The sequence below is a fragment of the Streptomyces siamensis genome (assembly GCF_039543605.1).
GTDB lineage: Bacteria > Actinomycetota > Actinomycetes > Streptomycetales > Streptomycetaceae > Streptomyces > Streptomyces siamensis.
The window spans coordinates 172,542-190,244 of sequence record NZ_BAABKB010000001.1; the positions used below are offsets into that span (position 1 = coordinate 172,542).

The window sequence follows — 17,703 nt, forward strand, 5'->3', positions numbered from 1 at the left end:
ACGTCTTCCGGGGCCAAGGCGCGGCTCGCCGGCATCCTGCGCACGGACGTCGACCTGTGGGAGAAGAAGGGGCCGACGATCGCCGGTTACCCAAACCGGCGATTGGACACGCGGCCTCCAGCGTCAAGACCTGGCGCTCGACGCTCCACCTGATCTTCGAGGACGCGATCGACCTGATCACGTTCAATCCGGCGGCCAAGCGACGCGGTCGCGGCAAGCGCGCCGGCCGCTCCCGCGACCGAGGCCCTGCGCGCGTCCGCGCCAACGTCCCCCGCTCGAATCCCGCCCCGACCGACGGTGAGCCGCGTCTGCGGGCCCGACCGCCGCGCAGCGAAGTCCACGAAGAGCTGGGGATCAAGCCCCACATCGGCCGCCTGCTCGTCGTGGACTGGGCGCCGAATCCGGGAGAGGGAGACAAGGTTCTCTACCTCTTCGACGGTGGCCGCCTCAGCGCGGACCAGCGCCAGCACATCGCGCTGCAAGCCGACGAGCTCCGCAGCTACGACTTCCACCACGCCGAGCAACTGCCCGAGCTCACTATCCCCCGCCTCGCACGCCGAATCACCGCGGGGATCCAGGCCCACGCAGCCGGCCTGACCGCCTACCTGGAACAAGGGGTGTCGCCAGAAACAGGGGCTTGACCAGGGGCCGCTTGGCCCCAGCACGCGTGACGATCCTGGGCAGCGAAGGTTCACCGTAGTGGCGATTCTCAAACCAGCGATGCACGGCCCCCTGCCCGTACTGCGCTCCGGGGCTCCGCAGGAACTCATACGAGTGACAACCTGAAGGGGCCCATCGTTCTCCGTCTTCCCAGATGACCAGCGGTAGCACTCGTCGTCAATAACCGTTGGAGATGGCAGGATTGGGGAAGTTTCGAGTGGGGGGCCGTTCGTGGCTGTACGCAAGACCATCCAAGTGGTGCCGCGAGCGCGGCGCACGCTGACTTCGCTTCGCAACCTGGGTTACGACCTGCGTCACGCCGTGGCAGACATCGTCGACAACAGCGTTTCCGCGGACGCAACGACTGTGCACGTGACTGTGCGCTTCGACGGCACGCGTTCCTGGATCCGTATCTCGGACGACGGGCGAGGCATGGACGCCGAAACGTTGAGCGAGGCGTTCCGCTATGGGAGCGACCGTGAGTACAACGGGACGGAGCTGGGGCGCTTCGGCTTCGGGCTCAAGTCTGCGTCCACTTCCCAGTGTCGAAAGATGACCGTGGTGTCGCGTGCGGACACTCCCGGTGCCGCGCTGGAGGCCCGTCAGCTCGACCTCGACCACATCGACGAGGTCGACGACTGGGAGATCTTCGACCTGCCCCCTGATGAGTTGCCGGAGCCGACCCGGGCTGTGCTCGGTGAGGGTTCTGGCACGGTCGTCCTGTGGGAGGGCCTCGACCGCGTTCTCCGGTATCAGGATCCGTTCGGAGGTTGGGCGAAGAAGCAGCTGATCGCTCATGCCGAGGACATCGACCAGCACTTGGGCATGGTGTTCCATCGCTTCCTTGCTGGAGAGGTTGACGACCGGGAGCCGCTTCAAATCACGGTGAACGGGACTCCCGTGGAAGCGTGGGACCCGTTCTGCCGTGCAGAGCCGAGCACCTCCGCCCTGCAGGAGGAGGACATGGAGGTGCGCTCCCTAGACGGCCACGGGATTGTGCGTCTGCGTCCCTTCGTGCTCCCCAACCAGAACCACTTCTCGTCGCAGGCTGTATGGAAGCGGGCCTCGGGACCCAAGGGCTGGAATCGACAGCAGGGCTTCTACATCTACCGAGCTGAACGTCTGATCCAGTCCGGTGGCTGGTGTCGCCTGCGAGCCGTCGATGAGCACGCCAAACTCGCCCGTATATCGCTGGAGTTCTTCCCGGAGCTCGACAGCGCCTTCGGCGTCAACGTGGCCAAGGCTTCCGTCACACTGCCCGAGGAGCTCCGCAAGGAGCTCACACCCCTGGTGACGACCTGGGGCAGGGCGGCCGACACTGCCTACCGCCAGAAGCAACGACCTCCGAGCCCGCCGCCCAGACCCCCCAAGCGGTCAGGTGCCGCGTTGTCGTCACCAGCGCCCACCATACGTCCATCCTCCAGCCAGCCCGACCCCAGCCACGAGCAGGCGTCGAGTTTCAAGCCCACTGCTTTCTCACCTGCGTTGGCAGATCACCGGGGCGCCGGCACAACCTCGCGGGTGCCGGACGCCGCTCCACTGTCAGCGCGTGAGGCACTGGAAGCTGCCGCTAGTCAAGTCGGCGAGACCGAGGCACTCAACCGGATCGTCTCGGCCCTGCACACTATGTCTCCGGAGGTGGCTCATGACCTCGGTTGGTGACCGCGTAGAGGGCCACCTCTTTGTCCTCAAGGCCATCATGGACAGGGACAAACTGACCCTTGAGGAAAGCCTCTCCCGCTACCCCGGCCTCGTGCCGGCAGAGGACCACGACGCCGTTCGCCGCCACTGGGAACAGCAGCAGCGGACCACGACCATCATCCGTACTGTGCGCCCGACCGAGCTCACCGCTACAGGGGGGCCGCGGCCCTGGGCTGAGAACTGGAACACCGCCGAGGGCTACTACTGGGCACGTCAGCGGCGCTTCCTCAGCCACGTACTGCGCCGTCAGGACTACGAGATCGACAGCGTCGACCTGGCGAGTGACCGAGTATTGGCCCACCTGGAGAACCCGCGACACCCGGAACCGTTCATTGTGCGCGGCCTCGTCGTGGGGCACGTACAGAGCGGCAAGACGAGCAACTTCTCCGCCCTGATAGCCAAGGCGTCCGACGCCGGCTACAAGATCATCATCGTGCTTTCCGGGCTCCACAACACGCTACGCCAGCAGACGCAGAGGCGCCTTCAGCGCGACCTTGGCCACGAGAACGTTCCGTTCCCCAAAGGCGTGGGACAAGGGGACCCGGAGAAGTACTGGACCTGGTTGACCCGGGACGACCTCGATGGCGACTTCGACCCAGGAGTCAATGTCGGACCTCTGCAGGGACAGAACCAGGTCATCCTGGTGGTCAAGAAGAACAAGACACGCCTGGACAGGCTTCTTGACTGGCTCGAAAACAAGGTTCCTGAACATGTGCCGGTGCTTGTCGTCGACGACGAGGCCGACCAAGCGTCAGTGAACACGGGGGGTAACCGTCCCGACGACGAGCCAGTGTCCGAGGTCCTTGACCTCAGGGCAGCGGACTTCGACGGCGAGACACCGGCAGACGACGAACTGGACCCCAGCGCGATCAACCTTCGTATCCGAAGGCTGCTGCGCTGTTTCGCGCGGGTGTCCTACGTTGCCTATACGGCGACCCCCTTCGCCAACATTCTCATCAATCCCAACGCGGAAGACCGCGAAGGTGGAGACGACCTGTTCCCACGGGACTTCATCCTCACCCTTCCCCATCCTCCTGGCCAGAAATACGTAGGCTCTGACCGCCTGTTCGGCCGCGAACAGCTCCCCGGCGAGGTCGGGCAGGTCGAAGGGATTGACGTAATTCGGATCGTTCCGGAAATCGAAGTGGAGCAGGTCATTCCTCCGAAGGGAAGGCGAAAACCTTACACTCCCGTAATCCCAAGCACTCTCAAAGCTTCTCTTATTGACTTCTTGTTGGCAGCTGCTGGTCGGATGGCACGGAACGGCGCCGATCAGCCTTGCACCATGCTTGTGCATATTGACATGCGCAAGGAAGCCCAAGACAAGCTCGCTGCCGAGATCACCGCCGAGCTCGGTCACATGCGACAGCAGTGGCGCTATGACCGGGAGAACTTCCTTCCCGTGCTAAGTGATCGATGGGACATGGAGTTCCGTCCACTCACCTCGTCGATGGACCTCGACAATGACGTGCCGTTCGAGAAGCTGGAGCAGCACTTGGACGCTCTGCTCACACCAGGAGTAGAGGTCCGGATCCTGAACTCAAACCACGAAGACGAGCTCGACTTCGAGATCGAACCGGACCTTAAGGCCGTCTTGGTCGGAGGCAACAAGCTCTCCCGAGGTGTCACCATCGAGGGACTCCTCGTCTCGTACTTCGTAAGACGCAGCCCCTACTACGACACGCTCCTGCAGATGGGGCGTTGGTTTGGTTATCGAGGCGATTATGTCGACCTGACGCGCTTGTACAGCACCCAGCTCCTTGTCACGTGGTTCCATGACCTGGCCACGATCGAGGAGGAGCTTCGACGGCAGATAGAGCACTACGCGCGCCGGAAACTCAAACCATGGGATGCCGCGCCACGAATCCGTAGCCACGAGAAAATGCTGCCGACAGCCAAGAACAAGATGAAGGACACCTCGCTCCAGCAGGAATCCTTCGATGGCAGAAAACTCCAGACCCTCCGTTTCCCGTTCCACGACCCCATGATTCTTGACCTGTGTAGTGAGAACCTCGGAACCACTCGCGCTCTACTGAGCTCCTTGGGACCACCACACCACGCAGACCCTGGGCGTCTAAACTGGGAAGGCGTCAGCGTCGAGGCCATTGTTCGCTTTATCGAACTGTTTCGGTTCAGCGACCAAAGCGCTTTCGACGTGCCGTCCGTCGCGAGTTACATTCAGGCTCAGACCCAGCACAACGAACTTGTATCCTGGCGGGTGATGGTCTCGTCTGCCCGCGTCCAGCAGAACGAGCACCGTACAGTCGATTTGGGCATCTCGGGGCATCCTGAAGTGACAATGATCCAACGCAGCAGGCTCGCGAAGGACCCCAGCTCACTTGGTGTGGTCACTGAGCCGGAGGACGAGCTGCAAGGACTCACCCCGGCCCAGATCGAAGAGGCCCGTAAGCTGCAGGAGTCAGGGACGTTCTCCACGCTTGGTGATGCGTTCAGGTCCCAGCGGTCGCCGCGAGAGGGATTGCTCGTCCTCTACCCCATCGATCCGAGCAGCGGAGTGGGCGCCAACGCGAAGAACCGACGAAAGCTGTTCGATGAGGAAATCGAGCGGCCGGAATGCGTTTTGGCATACGCGGTATCCTTTCCCTACTCCACGAGCCCGAGGAGCCTTCCCTACGTGGTTGGACATAAGGCAGGGCGCCCATGAACGCGGCTGAGCTAGAGAATCTGTGGAGCCAGATTCCGGATGCGCCAGCTCCTGGCCTGCTGTCTGCGGAAAAGCTGCCAGCCGATGATCTGTGGGCCGCGGTAGATGCCGACGGGCACTGTCATCTACTGCTACACGTGCCGCCAGGCACACAGGCACCGAGCACCCACACCAAGGGCCTCCAAGTCCGGGTGGGCGAGCATCAAGTGGCCGGACAACCGGTCAGCGATTATCTGGATGTTGCCTGCCTGGACGCAGCAGCAGTGACAACTTTCGCTGCCGTGGCCGCAGACATCATTCACCTCGCTGGATCATTGCAGGCAGCGGAGCGGGCCACCGCTGTAGGTGACGTCCTTGAGCGGTGGAAGTGGTTCTGGGAGGTGGACTCCAGCCGCCTCACCAACAACGACGCATTGGCTCTCTTTGCGGAGCTTTGGTTTCTGGTGCGGTGGGCCGGCGTGACACCAACCCACATAGACGCCTGGACAGCATCCGAGGGATCCCGCCACGACTTCCAATGGCCGAACGCATCCGTCGAGGTCAAGGCCACCGCCCGTAGTGGCGATGCTGGCAGCGTCCACACGATCCGGAGCCTGGACCAACTCGCGGCTCCGGAGACGGGTGAACTCTATCTCTTCAGCCTCCGCGTGATGCGGGACCAACTGGCCAACAACACGCTGCCCAAGCTCGTCGACAGGGTGGCGACGGACCTAGCGGATCACCCGGCCGCCCGAGAACGGTTCCTACAAAAGATTGGGAGTCGAGGTTACAGCCCCGTCCAACGTAAGACCCATGAGATTCCCTACCGAATTGTTGAGGAGTGCCTCTACCGGGTCACGGACGACTTCCCTCGGCTGACTCACGACTCCTTCCCAACTGGGTTGCCGAGCGGAGTCGTACGAGTCTCGTACGACCTCGACTTGGCTGCTTGTGGGTCCTGGCTTCTTTCCACCAATCCCAAAGACTGGTCACCCATCTAACGCCGCCGACGTGGCCCCTGCGCTCATCCACGAGTACCTTCTCGGTACCGAGGTCCTCCATCGCGGTCCGATGGGGGGGGTGGCGAAGGCCGTGGGCCGTGAGGCCCTCGGGATCCAACACAGCCCGGTCGGTGGCGACGCCCGTCCGGCGCAGAGACCGCCCCTCGCCCGGTGAAATCGCAGTCCTCCTAGCCGTAGCGGCTGACCTAGACCCCACCTGCCGGCAATCGACGGTCGAACGAGCAGCTGCGGGTCCGACCGGCTCGACGATCTCGCTCGGGTGTGCCCGACTCCTGCAGCACCGGTGGCGTTCCAGGTCTCCGAACACGTCGGGACCAAGTTCAACGCGTCCGCAGCCCAACCGGAAGGCCGTCCCACTCCCGAGCGAAGCTCACAGCTCGCTCACGGCAACCGAGCAGGTGGCTCCAGTGTTCGTCGAATGCCTCGGGCAGTTCAACCGCGGATGACGGTAGTGGCTGTAGGGCGATGAAGGTCACCATGTCTCTGTCACCGCGCAGACCGGAGATCCGCAGAACACCGGATGATCGATCCCGCGCCTCCACTAACATCGACCTTGGGCGGGCGTTTGCAGGATGCATAAAATGGCGACGCGGAGGGGCATCTCCTCGATTTCGTGGGGGCTCTTTTGGTTCATGTGGATCATGAGTCAGTCGCACAGCGAGAGGGCCCATATCGGGGAAGCAGGCTGAAACCACCCATGACCTACGACATCGCGGCCCCCGAACCCGCGGGCATGGTGGCTTCGCTCAGCTCCCTGGGGTACTCGCTGCCCGCTGCCGTCGCGGATCTCGTCGACAACAGCATCGCAGCTGAGGCCGGGAACATCGACGTCGAGTTCACCTGGGCGGGACGGGACTCGTGGATCGCAGTCGTCGACGACGGCAGGGGCATGAGCGCCCAGGAACTCATCACGGCAATGACCGTGGCGGCTCGCGGACCCGCGACCTCACGTTCCTCCACGGACCTGGGCCGTTTCGGCGTGGGTCTGAAGTCCGCCTCGTTCTCGCAGTCGCGGCAACTCTCCGTGGCCACAGCGACCGATGGCGTGTGGCACGTACGGACCTGGGACCTCGATGTCGTTGAGGAGTCCGGCGAGTGGAGACTCCTCCACGGAGCGGATGTCGACACAAGCACCGTGCTGGACAGGCTTCGGAGCAGCACTGACCGCGGGACAATCGTGCTCTGGCGGCGACTCAACGGCTACAACAGCAGTGCCGTTCGCGAGGACGACGAGCGCACCCAGAAGCAGTTCTACGCCGAGGCAGCCCGCACGGAGTCGCACCTCGGAATGGTCTTCGCCCGATTCCTCACCGGGAGCCGGCGCCGGAACCTGCGCGTGTCCGGAACCTCGGTGAAACCCTGGGATCCGTTCATGGGTAACCACCCCTCTGTCCAGCGGCTCCCCACGGAGGAACTGCCTCTCAGCGGCAGTTCCGTGAGGGTCGAAGCGTTCATCCTCCCCAGCACCCACCGGCTCACCCCGGAGGAGTACGGCATGGCCGCAGGGCCACAGGGGTGGCTCGACCAGCAGGGCTTCTATGTCTACCGCCGCAACCGCCTGATCCTGGCCGGCGACTGGCTGGGGCAGAGAGGGATGCGTCGTGAGGAGAAGTACAACCTGGCGCGCATCGCCGTCGACATCCCGGCCGAGACCGACGTCGAGTGGGGCGTAGATGTGAGGAAGTCCAGCGTCGTCCCGCCCGTGGGTCTACGTCCGCACCTCCATCGCATCGCACGGCAAGCCCGGGCGAGGGCCGCAGACGTTCTGCGGCACCGTGGACAGGTGGCCGCACGTACCCACGGAGACCCCCTGTCATACGCGTGGAACGTGCGCCGACCGGACGGCAGGGTCACGTGCAGGATCAACCGCAGCCATCCGTTGGTCCAAGCTGCTCTGCGACCCGGCGGCAACAACGTCGCGGACGTACGAGCGTTGATCCGGCTTCTGGAAGAGACAGTGCCCGTCGCCGCCCTCCGCGTGATGCATGAGACGGACACGAGCGACGACCCGGAACCGTTCGGTGGTCCAGGGCCCGCCGACGAGGCGGCTACCGAGGTAGCAGAACGCATCTACGAGTCACTCGTCTCGGGCGGCCGATCGCCAGCCGCCGCGCGTGAGAGGTTGCGGACCATGCCTCCCTTCGACCAACTGCAGGGTTTCTGGAGCGGATGAGCCCTGAGTTGTTGTCAGTGGCCGCCCCTACTCTGCTCGACACCGTCTACATCCCGCTGGAGGTCCCACGTGAGCGCTGTTCCCGACGAACCCATGGCCAAGGCCACGCGCCTGGTTCTCGGGTTCCTGCCACAGGACCGTCAGCCGAAGCCGGACGAGGTCCAGAACGCCGTCAACGCCATCTTCGGGATGCTGGCCGCCCAGGGGGAGGACCTTGACCGGGACCAGCTGGCCAAGGAGATCGAGGCCATGACTGCCGTGTTCCAGGAGCGGTCGCTGGCACTCGTGGACCCCAAGGGGCACGAACCCTGGCTGCCCGAGGCGAAGAACGACCGTGCCTGGGACTTCTGGGAGCGTTACCGGCGGTATCTCGAAGACGTGGTGAACCTTCCGCCGTGGGTCGTGAGGCGGCTGGACCAGAGCTCGGACGAGGTACTCAGCCAGCTGGAGGATCCTCGCCGCTCAGGCCCTTGGCGTCGCCAGGGGCTCGTGATCGGCCAGGTGCAGTCGGGCAAGACCGGCCAGTACATCGGGCTCGCCGCGAAGGCCGTGGACGCGGGATACAGGTTCATCGTGGTCCTTGCCGGCATCCACAACGACCTCCGGAGCCAGACACAACTCCGGATAGACGAGGGACTCCTGGGTTTCGACACCCAGCACCAGAACCGGTCGAACGAGGACGGCCGTTCACGCGCGATCGGTGCAGGAGCCATGCCCCTCGCCAAGAAGCTCGACATCGCGTCGCCGACCAGCAGCGCGGAGAAGGGGGACTTCGGGCTCGCGACGGCCAAGGCCATCAACTTCCCCCTCGGCAGCTTTCCCGTCGTTCTCGTCGTCAAGAAGCACTACAAGATCCTGGAATACCTCCGTAACTGGGTGATAGACGTCCACGGCACCGAGGACGAGAACGGCGAGAAGGTCGTGAAGGACCTCCCCCTGTTCGTCATCGACGACGAGGCCGACAACGCCTCGATCAACACGGTCCGTGACCCCGAGGCGGACCCGACCAAAACCAACGCCGCCATCCGCAGGCTCATGAAGAGCTTCGACAAAGCCGCGTACGTCGGGTACACGGCCACCCCCTTCGCCAACATCTACATCGACCCCAGCGTGAACCACGACGTCGCCGGGGAAGACCTCTTCCCCTACAGCTTCATCCGCAGCCTTCCCTCGCCGTCGAACTACCTTGGCCCTGAGCGCGTCTTCGGGCTCCAGGTCGACGACGAGGACGAGGAGGACGTGCAGCCGCTACCGCTCGTTCGCCATGTGGACGACGCGGACACCTGGCTTCCCACCCAGCACAAGCCCGGCGACGTCCCGGGCGACAGGCTCCCGCAGTCCCTGCGCGACGCGATCTTCTCGTTCGTGCTCGCCTGTGCCGCCCGCCGGGCGCGAGGGCAGACGAAGGTCCACAACTCGATGCTGGTGCACGTCACCCGCTTCACCGCGGTGCAGGCCCTCGTTCGCGACCAGGTCGACGACCACCTGCGGCTCATCGTTGACATGATCCGAGACCGGTACGGAAAGGGCCCTGAGCTCCGTGCCGAACTCCGGGCCCTCTGGGAGCGCGACTTCGTTCCCACCACGGACGAGTTCCCTGCTGACGAGGTACAACGCCTGACCTGGGAGCAGGTCTCCGAACAGCTCCTTCCTGCCCTCAGGAAGATCCAGGTCAAGACGGTGAACGGCACCTCCAAGGATGCGCTCGACTACTACGAGAACCGCAGGAACGGTCTGTCCGTGATCGCCATCGGGGGACAGAAACTCTCCCGTGGCCTCACCCTGGACGGCCTGACCGTCAGCTACTACCTGCGCGTGTCGAAGACGTACGACACCCTCCTTCAGATGGGCCGGTGGTTCGGATACCGCCCGGGCTACGAGGACGTGTGCCGCCTGTACACAACGCCGGCGCTTGAGGACGCATACGTGGAGGTGACCGCCGCGACCGACGAACTCCGCAGGGAGGTCGAGGAGATGGCGGCGCTCAGCCTCACCCCGAAGGAGTTCGGACTGAAGGTCCGTTCTTCCTCCCTGGGGCTCACGGTGACCGCGGCCAACAAGATGCGGCAGAGCGCGAAGATCCTGCTCAGCTACTCCGGGGAGGGGCCGGAGACGGTGATCTTCAAGCTCACCGGCAAGACCGTCGAGAACAACTTCAAGACTCTTGAGACCCTCGTCCGCCGGTTGGACGCCGTCGCAGAACCCGTACCGGGGACTCCGGGCGGCAACGTGCAGTGGGGAGGGGTGCCTCCGGAGATCATCTCCGAGTTCCTCACCTCCTACGAGACCGACCGCATGGCTCAGCGTGTTCGCCCGAGGCTCATCGCGAAATACGTGGAGCAGTGCGCCAAGGTGGGTGAGCTGGGCAACTGGACGGTGTGTCTAGTCGGCAGCACGACGTCGAAGACGCCGCAGGACATTGGCGATCACACCGTCGGCCTGGTAACCCGCAAGGCACTCAATGACGCCTTCAGAGCCGAGGGAAGGTACACGATCCGCCGGGTACTCAGTCCGCCGGACGAGCTGATCGACCTCGACGACGCGCAGGAGGCCGCAGCACGAGAGGCCGCGAGGAAAGCCGCGGCGCAGAAGGAGAAGGCGTCGGTTCCGAAGAACCCGGCGGGCCCGCACATACGGCGACAGCGGCGGACTGATCAGGGCCTGTTGCTGATCTACCCGATCGAGCTGCCGAAGTCCGACGACAAGGAGTCGACGGCTCCCCTCGTGGGCTTCCAGGTGAGCTTCCCGCACTCCGACTACCAGTCCAAGACCGAGTACATCGCCAACACCATCTGGCTCCAGGAGGACATCTACACCATCGCCGAGGAGGACGAGGCGTGACCGTCACCGAGGACGAGTGGCGTGAACTGGAGAGACCCCAGGACGCCCCAGGGCGGTCCAGCCTCCGTCTGTACCCGGAGTCCCCGCTCGACATCTTCCTCTCCGTCTCCCACCCCGGCCGCCAGCGCATGCTGGTGCTCAGGGCGGATGCTCGCTCCGCAGACCCGATCGTGCGGTCCGTGGGCCGGCTCCCCAAGGCAGCTGGGATCGAGATGAACCTGAGTGCCGTGTCCCGGATTGAGTACGAGCTCCAGGTGATCCTGACGGCAGACGGGCTTCGTGAGGTGTTCAATCCGCTCGTCACCGACGTTGCCGAGACCGCCAAGTCCGCTCCGGCCGCCGCTGAGGCCCTGGCGGCCGCCGTGGACAGGTTCGAGAGGTGGCAGGACCTCCTGCGCGCTGTCGGCAGGGACGGGCTGAGCGCCGAGGCGCGTCGTGGACTCTACGGCGAACTCCTGGTACTGGGGGATGTCCTCCTGGCCTCTCTGGGCCAAGCCGAGGCGATCGAGGCGTGGACCGGTCCCACAGGTTCCAACCAGGACTTCCAGCTGTCCGGGCTGGCCATCGAGACCAAGGCCAGTGTCGCGAAGCGGCCCCGGAGCATACGGATCGCCAGCGAGAGACAGCTGGACGGAACCGGGACGCCCTCGCTGCTCCTCGCACTCACGAATCTCGACGAGCGGCGGGGTGGATCGGGAGAGAGCCTGAACAGGAGGGTGGAGGGCATACGCCAGCAGCTCACGAGTCCCGCCGCTCGGGCCCGGTTCGACGGTCTACTCATCCAGGTCGGTTACCTCCCTGGGCACCATGACCTCTACGAAGAACCCCGGTACACCCTCCGCGAGCTTCGGTTCTGGCACGTACGGGAAGGATTTCCCAGGCTGGTCGAGTCGGACCTGCCCGAGGGCGTCGGTGACTGCACTTACCACGTGAGCACCTCGGGTCTGGACGCCTATCGCGCCACGGCCGACGAGGTGAAGGAACTGATCGGGGGGTCCCATGGCTGAGCTCGACCTGGCCGAGTTCTCGCGGAGCCTCGTCGCCGACGTCCAGGCGACCGCTGACGCCGAGGGGACAACCACCCCAGAGGCATTCACACGCCGGGTCTTCGAGGACCTGGAGCAGGCCGGCGTCGTGTCCAACACCTTCACCGCCTACCACAAGATGCACGGCCACGAGGTGCACGGTTACGGCATCGGAGAGTCGGGCGAGTCCCTGGACCTGTTCGTGACGGACTTCCAGCTGGAACCACTGGAGTCCAAGCTCACGAAGGCACAGACCGAGACGTCCTTCAGGCGGCTTCTGGCGTTCGTGCAGCGTTGCCGGGACGGGCTGCAGCAGCACATCGACGAGTCGTTCGACGTGTACGACATGTGCGCTGCAGTCGAGAAGGCACTCACCGAGGTGCAGCGCATCAGGCTCTTCCTGCTCAGCAACAGGGTGGGTACCGCAACCGAGTTGCCGGCCTCGGAATTCGACGGCCTCCCGGTGACCCACGAGGTGTGGGACCTGGCACGGCTACACCGCCATGCGACGTCGGGCGCTCTCGGCGAGCCCATCATGGTGCCCTTCAGCCCTCCGCTGCCCTGTGTCTCCGCCCCGAGCTCGGAAGAGGACCATTCCGTGGTTCTGGCGGTCATACCGGGGGAGATGCTCGCCGAGCTGTACGCCGAGTACGGCACCCGGCTCCTCGAACTCAACGTTCGCTCCTTCCTCCAGACCCGCGGTGCGGTCAACCGGGGTATCCGGGAGACCCTGCTGAACGCACCTAGCAGGTTCCTGGCCTACAACAACGGAATCACCGCGACCGCGTCGCAGGTCGACTTCGTGAGGGGCACGGACGGCGAACCCACCCACATCTCCGGAGTGCACGGCCTCCAGATCGTGAACGGCGGTCAGACGACTGCCTCGCTCCACTACGCACTGAGCCGCGACAAGGCCGACCTGTCCCACGTCCGGGTCCAGATGAAGCTGACGGAGGTGGCGCCCGAGCGGCTCGCTGAGATCGTTCCCAAGATCTCGGAGTACTCCAACACGCAGAACCGGGTGACCCAGGTCGACTTCAGCTCCAACCACGACTACCACGTCGACATGCAGCGGATCACCCGCTCCTTGTGGGCCCCCGCAACGGACGGCAGCGGCCAGGAGACCCACTGGTTCTACGAGCGTGCGCGCGGCCAGTACACGGACGAGCTGGCCAAGGCCCGCACCCCTGCCAGGCAGGCGCAGTTCAAGAAACTGAACCCGACGAAGCAGAAGTTCACGAAGGCGGACCTCGCCAAGTTCGTCCACTCGTGGAACCACCTGCCTTACCACGTGAGTCGCGGAGCGCAGAAGAACTTCGTCGAGTTCATGGTCAACGTCGACAAGGCGCCGCCCCGCGTCGACGTCCAGTACTGCCAGCGGGTAATCGCCATGGCCGTCCTGTTCAAGGCGGTGGACCGGATCGCCGCCATCCACGGAGCCGGCAGTCACAAGAGCATGATCACCACCTACACCGTGGCTCGCCTGTCCCTTGCGACCGACCGTCGGATCGATCTCGACCGGATCTGGCGGGAGCAGGGCGTCACACCGGTGCTGGAGGCCGCGATCCACGACCTGTGCCCCCGCGTCATGCGGGCGGTGACCACGCCCCTTGAAGGGAACCATGTGGGCGAGTGGGCGAAGAAAGCTACGTGCTGGGACGCGGTGTCCCAGGTGCCCTGGACGGCTCCCCGCGCTCTGGCGGCGGAGCTGTTGGACCACTCTTTGGACGAGGCGGCGCTCGCCGGCGGTACCGGTGCTGAGGAAGGAGCAGGTGAGGAGGCAGCGCTGATCCCTGCTGACGAGTGGTACGCGATCGAGCGTTGGGCCAAGGAGACCCGCAATCTCGAACCCTGGCAGCGGCAGCTGGCCCAGTTCGTCGGCAGGCGCATCGAGCTGGAACAGGAGGTTTCCGAGACGCAGGCCGTTCAGGCCCTGCACGCCCGTGCCCAGGCTCTGCGGCTGGGGTTCACCCCCCATCCGTAGCCGGTGGTTCGCGTCCTGGGCGCGAACCACCGACATGTCAGACGGTAGTTCGCCAAGATAGAGGGATGATTCCCGAGTTCGATGTGGACATCAGTCTCGACCACGACATGGAAACGCTACGTACGGGCCTGAGCGCGGAAGACGTGGCCAGGGGCTTCACGGATCACCACGAGTACGAATGCCTGGGGCTCCCGAGCTGGGAAGAAGCCGCAGAGTGTCTGAAGGAGGAAGCCACCTTCCTCGAACGCGCGGACAAGTCCGAAGCGCCCGACGGGGTGGAGGCGATCCTTCACGAACTGCAGGACGCCGACGACGTCGGCTACGCCGAACTGATGGCGTACACGTTCTGCTGGAACGACGTCGGGGTGGCGGGGCTCAGTCTGGCGCTCAGCGCCGCCCGAATCGCCACCTTCTACTCCTGCTCCAGCGGGCTCGGCGTGAGCCATCACGCCGACTACCCAACGGTCGGTGCTGTGCCCGATCCCGAGCGGGCCAGCCTGCTCGCCCGGCTGGCAGAGCAGAACGGCTGCGGCGTCGACCAGGTGTACGGGCGTTGGTACATCTACGCGCGATCCATCAAGGACATGCACGGTCTCGGCAAGGCGGTCCTGGCTGCGCGCGATACCTTCGATGCCCTGCCCCGGCCATCCTGGACCGATGGTCTCGCCGAGTTGCTTGAGGAACTCGCCGACGAATAGCCACTGGTGGCCCCCGGTAGCCCTGGCAGCGACAGCTGGCCCCGTTCATCGACAGGCGCCTCGAACTCGGCCAGCGCGTTCCCGAGACGCAGACCATACAGGCGTCGCTCACTCGCAAAGAGACGCTGCACCTGGGGTGGGTTCGCGCGGTGAGTGCGAACCCACCGAAACGTCAGAGCATGCCCCTCTCGATGAGGTCCGTGATCGCGTCCTCGGCTCGCCTGAGCACGATGCGACCATCTCCGTCACTGAAAGCGACAACTTTGGCACCTGGCGTGATGCCGGCCTCCGCCAGCAGGCCGAGGGGCAGTTCGACACAGCCCTGATCGTCGACATGAAGTTCGGCTGGTTCCCGGAGCATGAGGAGAGTGTGGCACCCTCCCTTTCGGAGGACGTCGACAGGCTGGGGCTGTGACCATGACCGAAACGGGCCGACCACCGGACCGGCGGTGGGTCGCCACTGCGGAAGGGGAGCACCTTCGCGGTCGGCGCATAAGGGACACCAAGCCCGAGGTGGCTCTCCGGAAGGCCGTACACCGGCTCGGCCTCAGGTTCCGCCTCCAGCAGCGAGTAGCGCCCCGGTGTACGGCCGACTTCGTGCTTCCCAGACATCACGTCGCTGTCTTCGTCGACGGCTGCTTCTGGCACGGCTGCCCCGACCACTCCCCCGCAGAGTTCCGCGGGCCCAACGCCGCCCTCTGGGAGGAGAAGATCGAGACCAACAGAGAGCGGGACCGACGCAACACCGCGCAGGCCGCAGCCGCCGGCTGGACCGTGGTTCGGATCTGGGAGTGCGAGATCCGTCGAAACGTCGATGGAGCGGCTCAGAGAGTGGCGGAGACCGCTGCCTCGACCGAAGCGGCGTCGCGCCGCCGGCCGACCGCACCCGAGTGACGGCCAGCGTCAGAAGATCGTCGGGAGCGCTTTCTGCCGGGGGCAGTGAGCGACGAGCGGACACTCCGAACAGACGGGCTGGTCCTCCCTACACAGGTCCGTTCCGATGATTCGGATCGCTCCCATCCGGAGGGGTGCGTCCTCCCCCGCGCCAACGAGTTTCACCAGATTGACGCGGCCTTCACTGAGCCGGTTCGCATGGTCCGTGTCGATGTCGTTCATCCGGGCCGCGACCCGCAGCGTCCCCTGGACGACCAACATGAGGTCCTCGCCGATCAGCAGTCGATAGAGGGACTCCTCAGACGGCTTCATGGCCAGCTTGGAGGGTACGTCGAACCGCTTGCTCCACTGCCAGTCGTACGGCTTGTTCACCAGTGGTGCCAGCCGATCCACTCGGGCCCGGGCGGCCGTGGTGGGAGCCGTGTCGACCAGCTTCTTGAAGAGCGTGGAGGTGAGTCGCTTCGACTTCTTCGCAGCGGCCATCATGTCCGCCATTACGGTCGGTTTGATCTTTGTTCCGGAGAGCACGGCCACTATGGCAGCGTGAAGCGGAACGGGCGTTTTGCTGGGGAGTTGGTACCAGTCGCTGCTGTCACGCCGTTGCTCCGCCCACTCCGTGAGAGCGGCCCGGACCTCCCGCCAGTGGGGTCGAAGCTCGGCGGTCTCCGTGGTCGTGTCGCTGACGGGCTTCAGTACGGTCGCGGCCGCCTCTCCGAGCAGAGGGGGAACAGCGTTCCCGATCTGCCGAAAGGCATCACTCCGTGTGCCGGCGAACCTGAACCGGTCCGGGAAGGTCTGCACGCGCGCCGCCTCGCGCACGGTGAGGGTCCGAAGCTGCTCCGGGTGGATGTACCAGTAGCCGTCCTTGGCGATGTGCGCGGTGATCGTACGGCTGAGTTCGGTCCAGGCCAGCTTCTTGTACTTGTCCGTGTACTTCGTCGCGCTGTACCGCTGGTACTTCTTCTCTTTCCCGGTCAGCTTCTCTTGGAGGTCCGAGTACTTGGTGTCAGGCTCCATGACCTCGAAGATCCGGTGGTCGTCGTGCCGGACCCTTCGGGTCATGTGGTCCCAGACCGTCCCGCGAGGTGCCCCTTCGCGCATCTTCCTGCCGAAATCAGACAGGTTGCGAGGCGTGTGGTACGTCAGTTCCCGCTGCCCGACCCGCTCGGCGGGAATGACCTCCAGTTCGGGCAGGTCACCGATGGCGTCATGCAGAGTGGTGCGCTTCTCGTCGGGCTTCCGCCAACTGAAATCATCGACGTCGTTCCTGGCCAGGAGGATCAGACGCTTCCGGTGCTGCGGAACACCGTAGCTCCACGCGTCGACGAGCCGCACCTGCGTCGCGTATCCGAGCTCCTCCAGTTCATCCTCAATTGTCCGAATGACGAAGAAGTCGTCGTGAAGACCCATGTCGGGGACGTTCTCCATGAGGACCGTCCGAGGACGGATGCGCTTCACCATGTCCAGGTAGGCGCTCCAGAGCTCCTTCCGGCGGTCCTCCGGGTCACGGCCATGGTTCTTGACGAGATCCCGGATCTTGTTGCGCCCGGCCCTACTGAAGGGCTGACATGGCGGCCCGCCCGACACAAGATCGATTTTGGCGGGTTTGAGGATCGCTTCGAGTCGGTCGCGCTCTGCGGGATCACCGAGATCCATCTTCAGGCTGAGGCCCGGGAAGTTCGCCCTGTGAGTGTCCAGCGCCGCGTCGTCGAAGTCCACGGCGGCGGCGATGGTCCAACCCGCCTGCTGAACACCGAAACTGAGACCGCCGGCACCGGAGAAGAGGTCGACAGCCAACCTCTTGCCCTTGCCGAAGCCTTCAAGCCACCCCTGAAAGCCCTCAGGCTCGCAACTGTTCGTGTCTGGATCAAGCCTGAGGTAGTCGCTGCGTTCAAGGGGTACGCCGTACCATCCCTTCTTCACAGCACAGCCCTCCGTACGCATGAGATGAACGAGCACCAGGAGATCACAGACGCGCTGGTGGAAGCAAGAATTCCGGCATCTTGACCAAGAGGGCCGCCTGGAGTGACTGTCAAGGTTCCCTCCGGCGCCCACCGCGGG

General features: G+C 64.7%; 11 protein-coding genes and 2 pseudogenes. 11 read left to right on the forward strand and 2 right to left on the reverse strand.

Going from position 1 to position 17,703, the window contains the following annotated elements; all coding sequences use genetic code 11:
* Positions 1-24: 24 nt before the first annotated feature.
* The 10 genes and pseudogenes from ABEB03_RS45535 to ABEB03_RS00785 form a co-directional block, all read left to right on the forward strand.
* Positions 25-257 (forward strand): annotated as a pseudogene (locus tag ABEB03_RS45535) (hypothetical protein); the annotation flags it as partial.
* Between the two features lie 75 nt (positions 258-332).
* Positions 333-641: pseudogene (locus tag ABEB03_RS45540) on the forward strand (NUDIX hydrolase); the annotation flags it as partial.
* Positions 642-891: 250 nt separating this feature from the next.
* Positions 892-2,322: an ATP-binding protein gene (locus tag ABEB03_RS00750; protein ID WP_345639703.1), complete on the forward strand. Its 1,431-nt coding sequence runs from the start codon at positions 892-894 to the stop codon at positions 2,320-2,322.
* On the forward strand, positions 2,306-5,026 hold the full coding sequence (locus ABEB03_RS00755; protein ID WP_345639705.1) for a Z1 domain-containing protein: 2,721 nt from the start codon (positions 2,306-2,308) through the stop codon (positions 5,024-5,026). Before ABEB03_RS00750 ends, ABEB03_RS00755 begins: the two co-directional genes overlap by 17 nt.
* Positions 5,023-6,006, forward strand: a complete 984-nt coding sequence (locus ABEB03_RS00760; RefSeq protein ID WP_345639708.1) for a PD-(D/E)XK motif protein — start codon at positions 5,023-5,025, stop codon at positions 6,004-6,006. Before ABEB03_RS00755 ends, ABEB03_RS00760 begins: the two co-directional genes overlap by 4 nt.
* Before the next feature lie 718 nt (positions 6,007-6,724).
* Positions 6,725-8,200, forward strand: coding sequence for an ATP-binding protein (locus ABEB03_RS00765; RefSeq protein ID WP_345639712.1), 1,476 nt, complete (start codon positions 6,725-6,727; stop codon positions 8,198-8,200).
* Between the two features lie 69 nt (positions 8,201-8,269).
* On the forward strand, positions 8,270-11,041 hold the full coding sequence (locus tag ABEB03_RS00770; protein ID WP_345639714.1) for a Z1 domain-containing protein: 2,772 nt from the start codon (positions 8,270-8,272) through the stop codon (positions 11,039-11,041).
* Positions 11,038-12,048, forward strand: coding sequence for a PD-(D/E)XK motif protein (locus ABEB03_RS00775; protein ID WP_345639716.1), 1,011 nt, complete (start codon positions 11,038-11,040; stop codon positions 12,046-12,048). Before ABEB03_RS00770 ends, ABEB03_RS00775 begins: the two co-directional genes overlap by 4 nt.
* Complete coding sequence (locus ABEB03_RS00780) at positions 12,041-14,050, forward strand: AIPR family protein (protein ID WP_345639719.1); 2,010 nt, start codon at positions 12,041-12,043, stop codon at positions 14,048-14,050. The genes ABEB03_RS00775 and ABEB03_RS00780 overlap by 8 nt, the downstream gene beginning before the upstream one ends.
* A gap of 65 nt (positions 14,051-14,115) precedes the next feature.
* A complete protein-coding gene (locus ABEB03_RS00785) occupies positions 14,116-14,748 on the forward strand; it encodes a hypothetical protein (RefSeq protein ID WP_345639721.1) in 633 nt (210 codons plus the stop codon).
* A 172-nt stretch (positions 14,749-14,920) separates the two neighbouring features.
* Here the strand turns inward: ABEB03_RS00785 and ABEB03_RS00790 are convergent, their stop codons facing one another.
* Positions 14,921-15,109, reverse strand: a complete 189-nt coding sequence (locus ABEB03_RS00790) for a hypothetical protein (RefSeq protein ID WP_345639723.1) — start codon at positions 15,107-15,109, stop codon at positions 14,921-14,923.
* A gap of 56 nt (positions 15,110-15,165) precedes the next feature.
* Between ABEB03_RS00790 and ABEB03_RS00795 the strand changes: the two genes are divergently transcribed.
* Positions 15,166-15,642, forward strand: coding sequence for a very short patch repair endonuclease (locus tag ABEB03_RS00795; RefSeq protein ID WP_345640554.1), 477 nt, complete (start codon positions 15,166-15,168; stop codon positions 15,640-15,642).
* 9 nt (positions 15,643-15,651) lie between these two features.
* On the opposite strand, the gene ABEB03_RS00800 is transcribed toward ABEB03_RS00795, so the two are convergent.
* The gene (locus ABEB03_RS00800) at positions 15,652-17,565 is read right to left on the reverse strand and encodes a DNA cytosine methyltransferase (RefSeq protein WP_345639725.1); all 1,914 of its coding nucleotides are present in this window, start codon (positions 17,563-17,565) and stop codon (positions 15,652-15,654) included.
* Positions 17,566-17,703 lie beyond the last annotated feature (138 nt).

Bases quoted from the DNA above. Each gene is read 5' to 3' on its own strand.
- ABEB03_RS00790 (WP_345639723.1), bottom strand. From the start codon at position 15,109: ATGCTCCGGGAACCAGCCGAACTTCATGTCGACGATCAGGGCTGTGTC.
- ABEB03_RS00780 (WP_345639719.1), top strand. From the start codon at position 12,041: ATGGCTGAGCTCGACCTGGCCGAGTTCTCGCGGAGCCTCGTCGCCGAC.
- ABEB03_RS00785 (WP_345639721.1), top strand. From the start codon at position 14,116: ATGATTCCCGAGTTCGATGTGGACATCAGTCTCGACCACGACATGGAA.
- ABEB03_RS00760 (WP_345639708.1), top strand. From the start codon at position 5,023: ATGAACGCGGCTGAGCTAGAGAATCTGTGGAGCCAGATTCCGGATGCG.
- ABEB03_RS00765 (WP_345639712.1), top strand. From the start codon at position 6,725: ATGACCTACGACATCGCGGCCCCCGAACCCGCGGGCATGGTGGCTTCG.
- ABEB03_RS00755 (WP_345639705.1), top strand. From the start codon at position 2,306: ATGACCTCGGTTGGTGACCGCGTAGAGGGCCACCTCTTTGTCCTCAAG.
- ABEB03_RS00795 (WP_345640554.1), top strand. From the start codon at position 15,166: ATGACCGAAACGGGCCGACCACCGGACCGGCGGTGGGTCGCCACTGCG.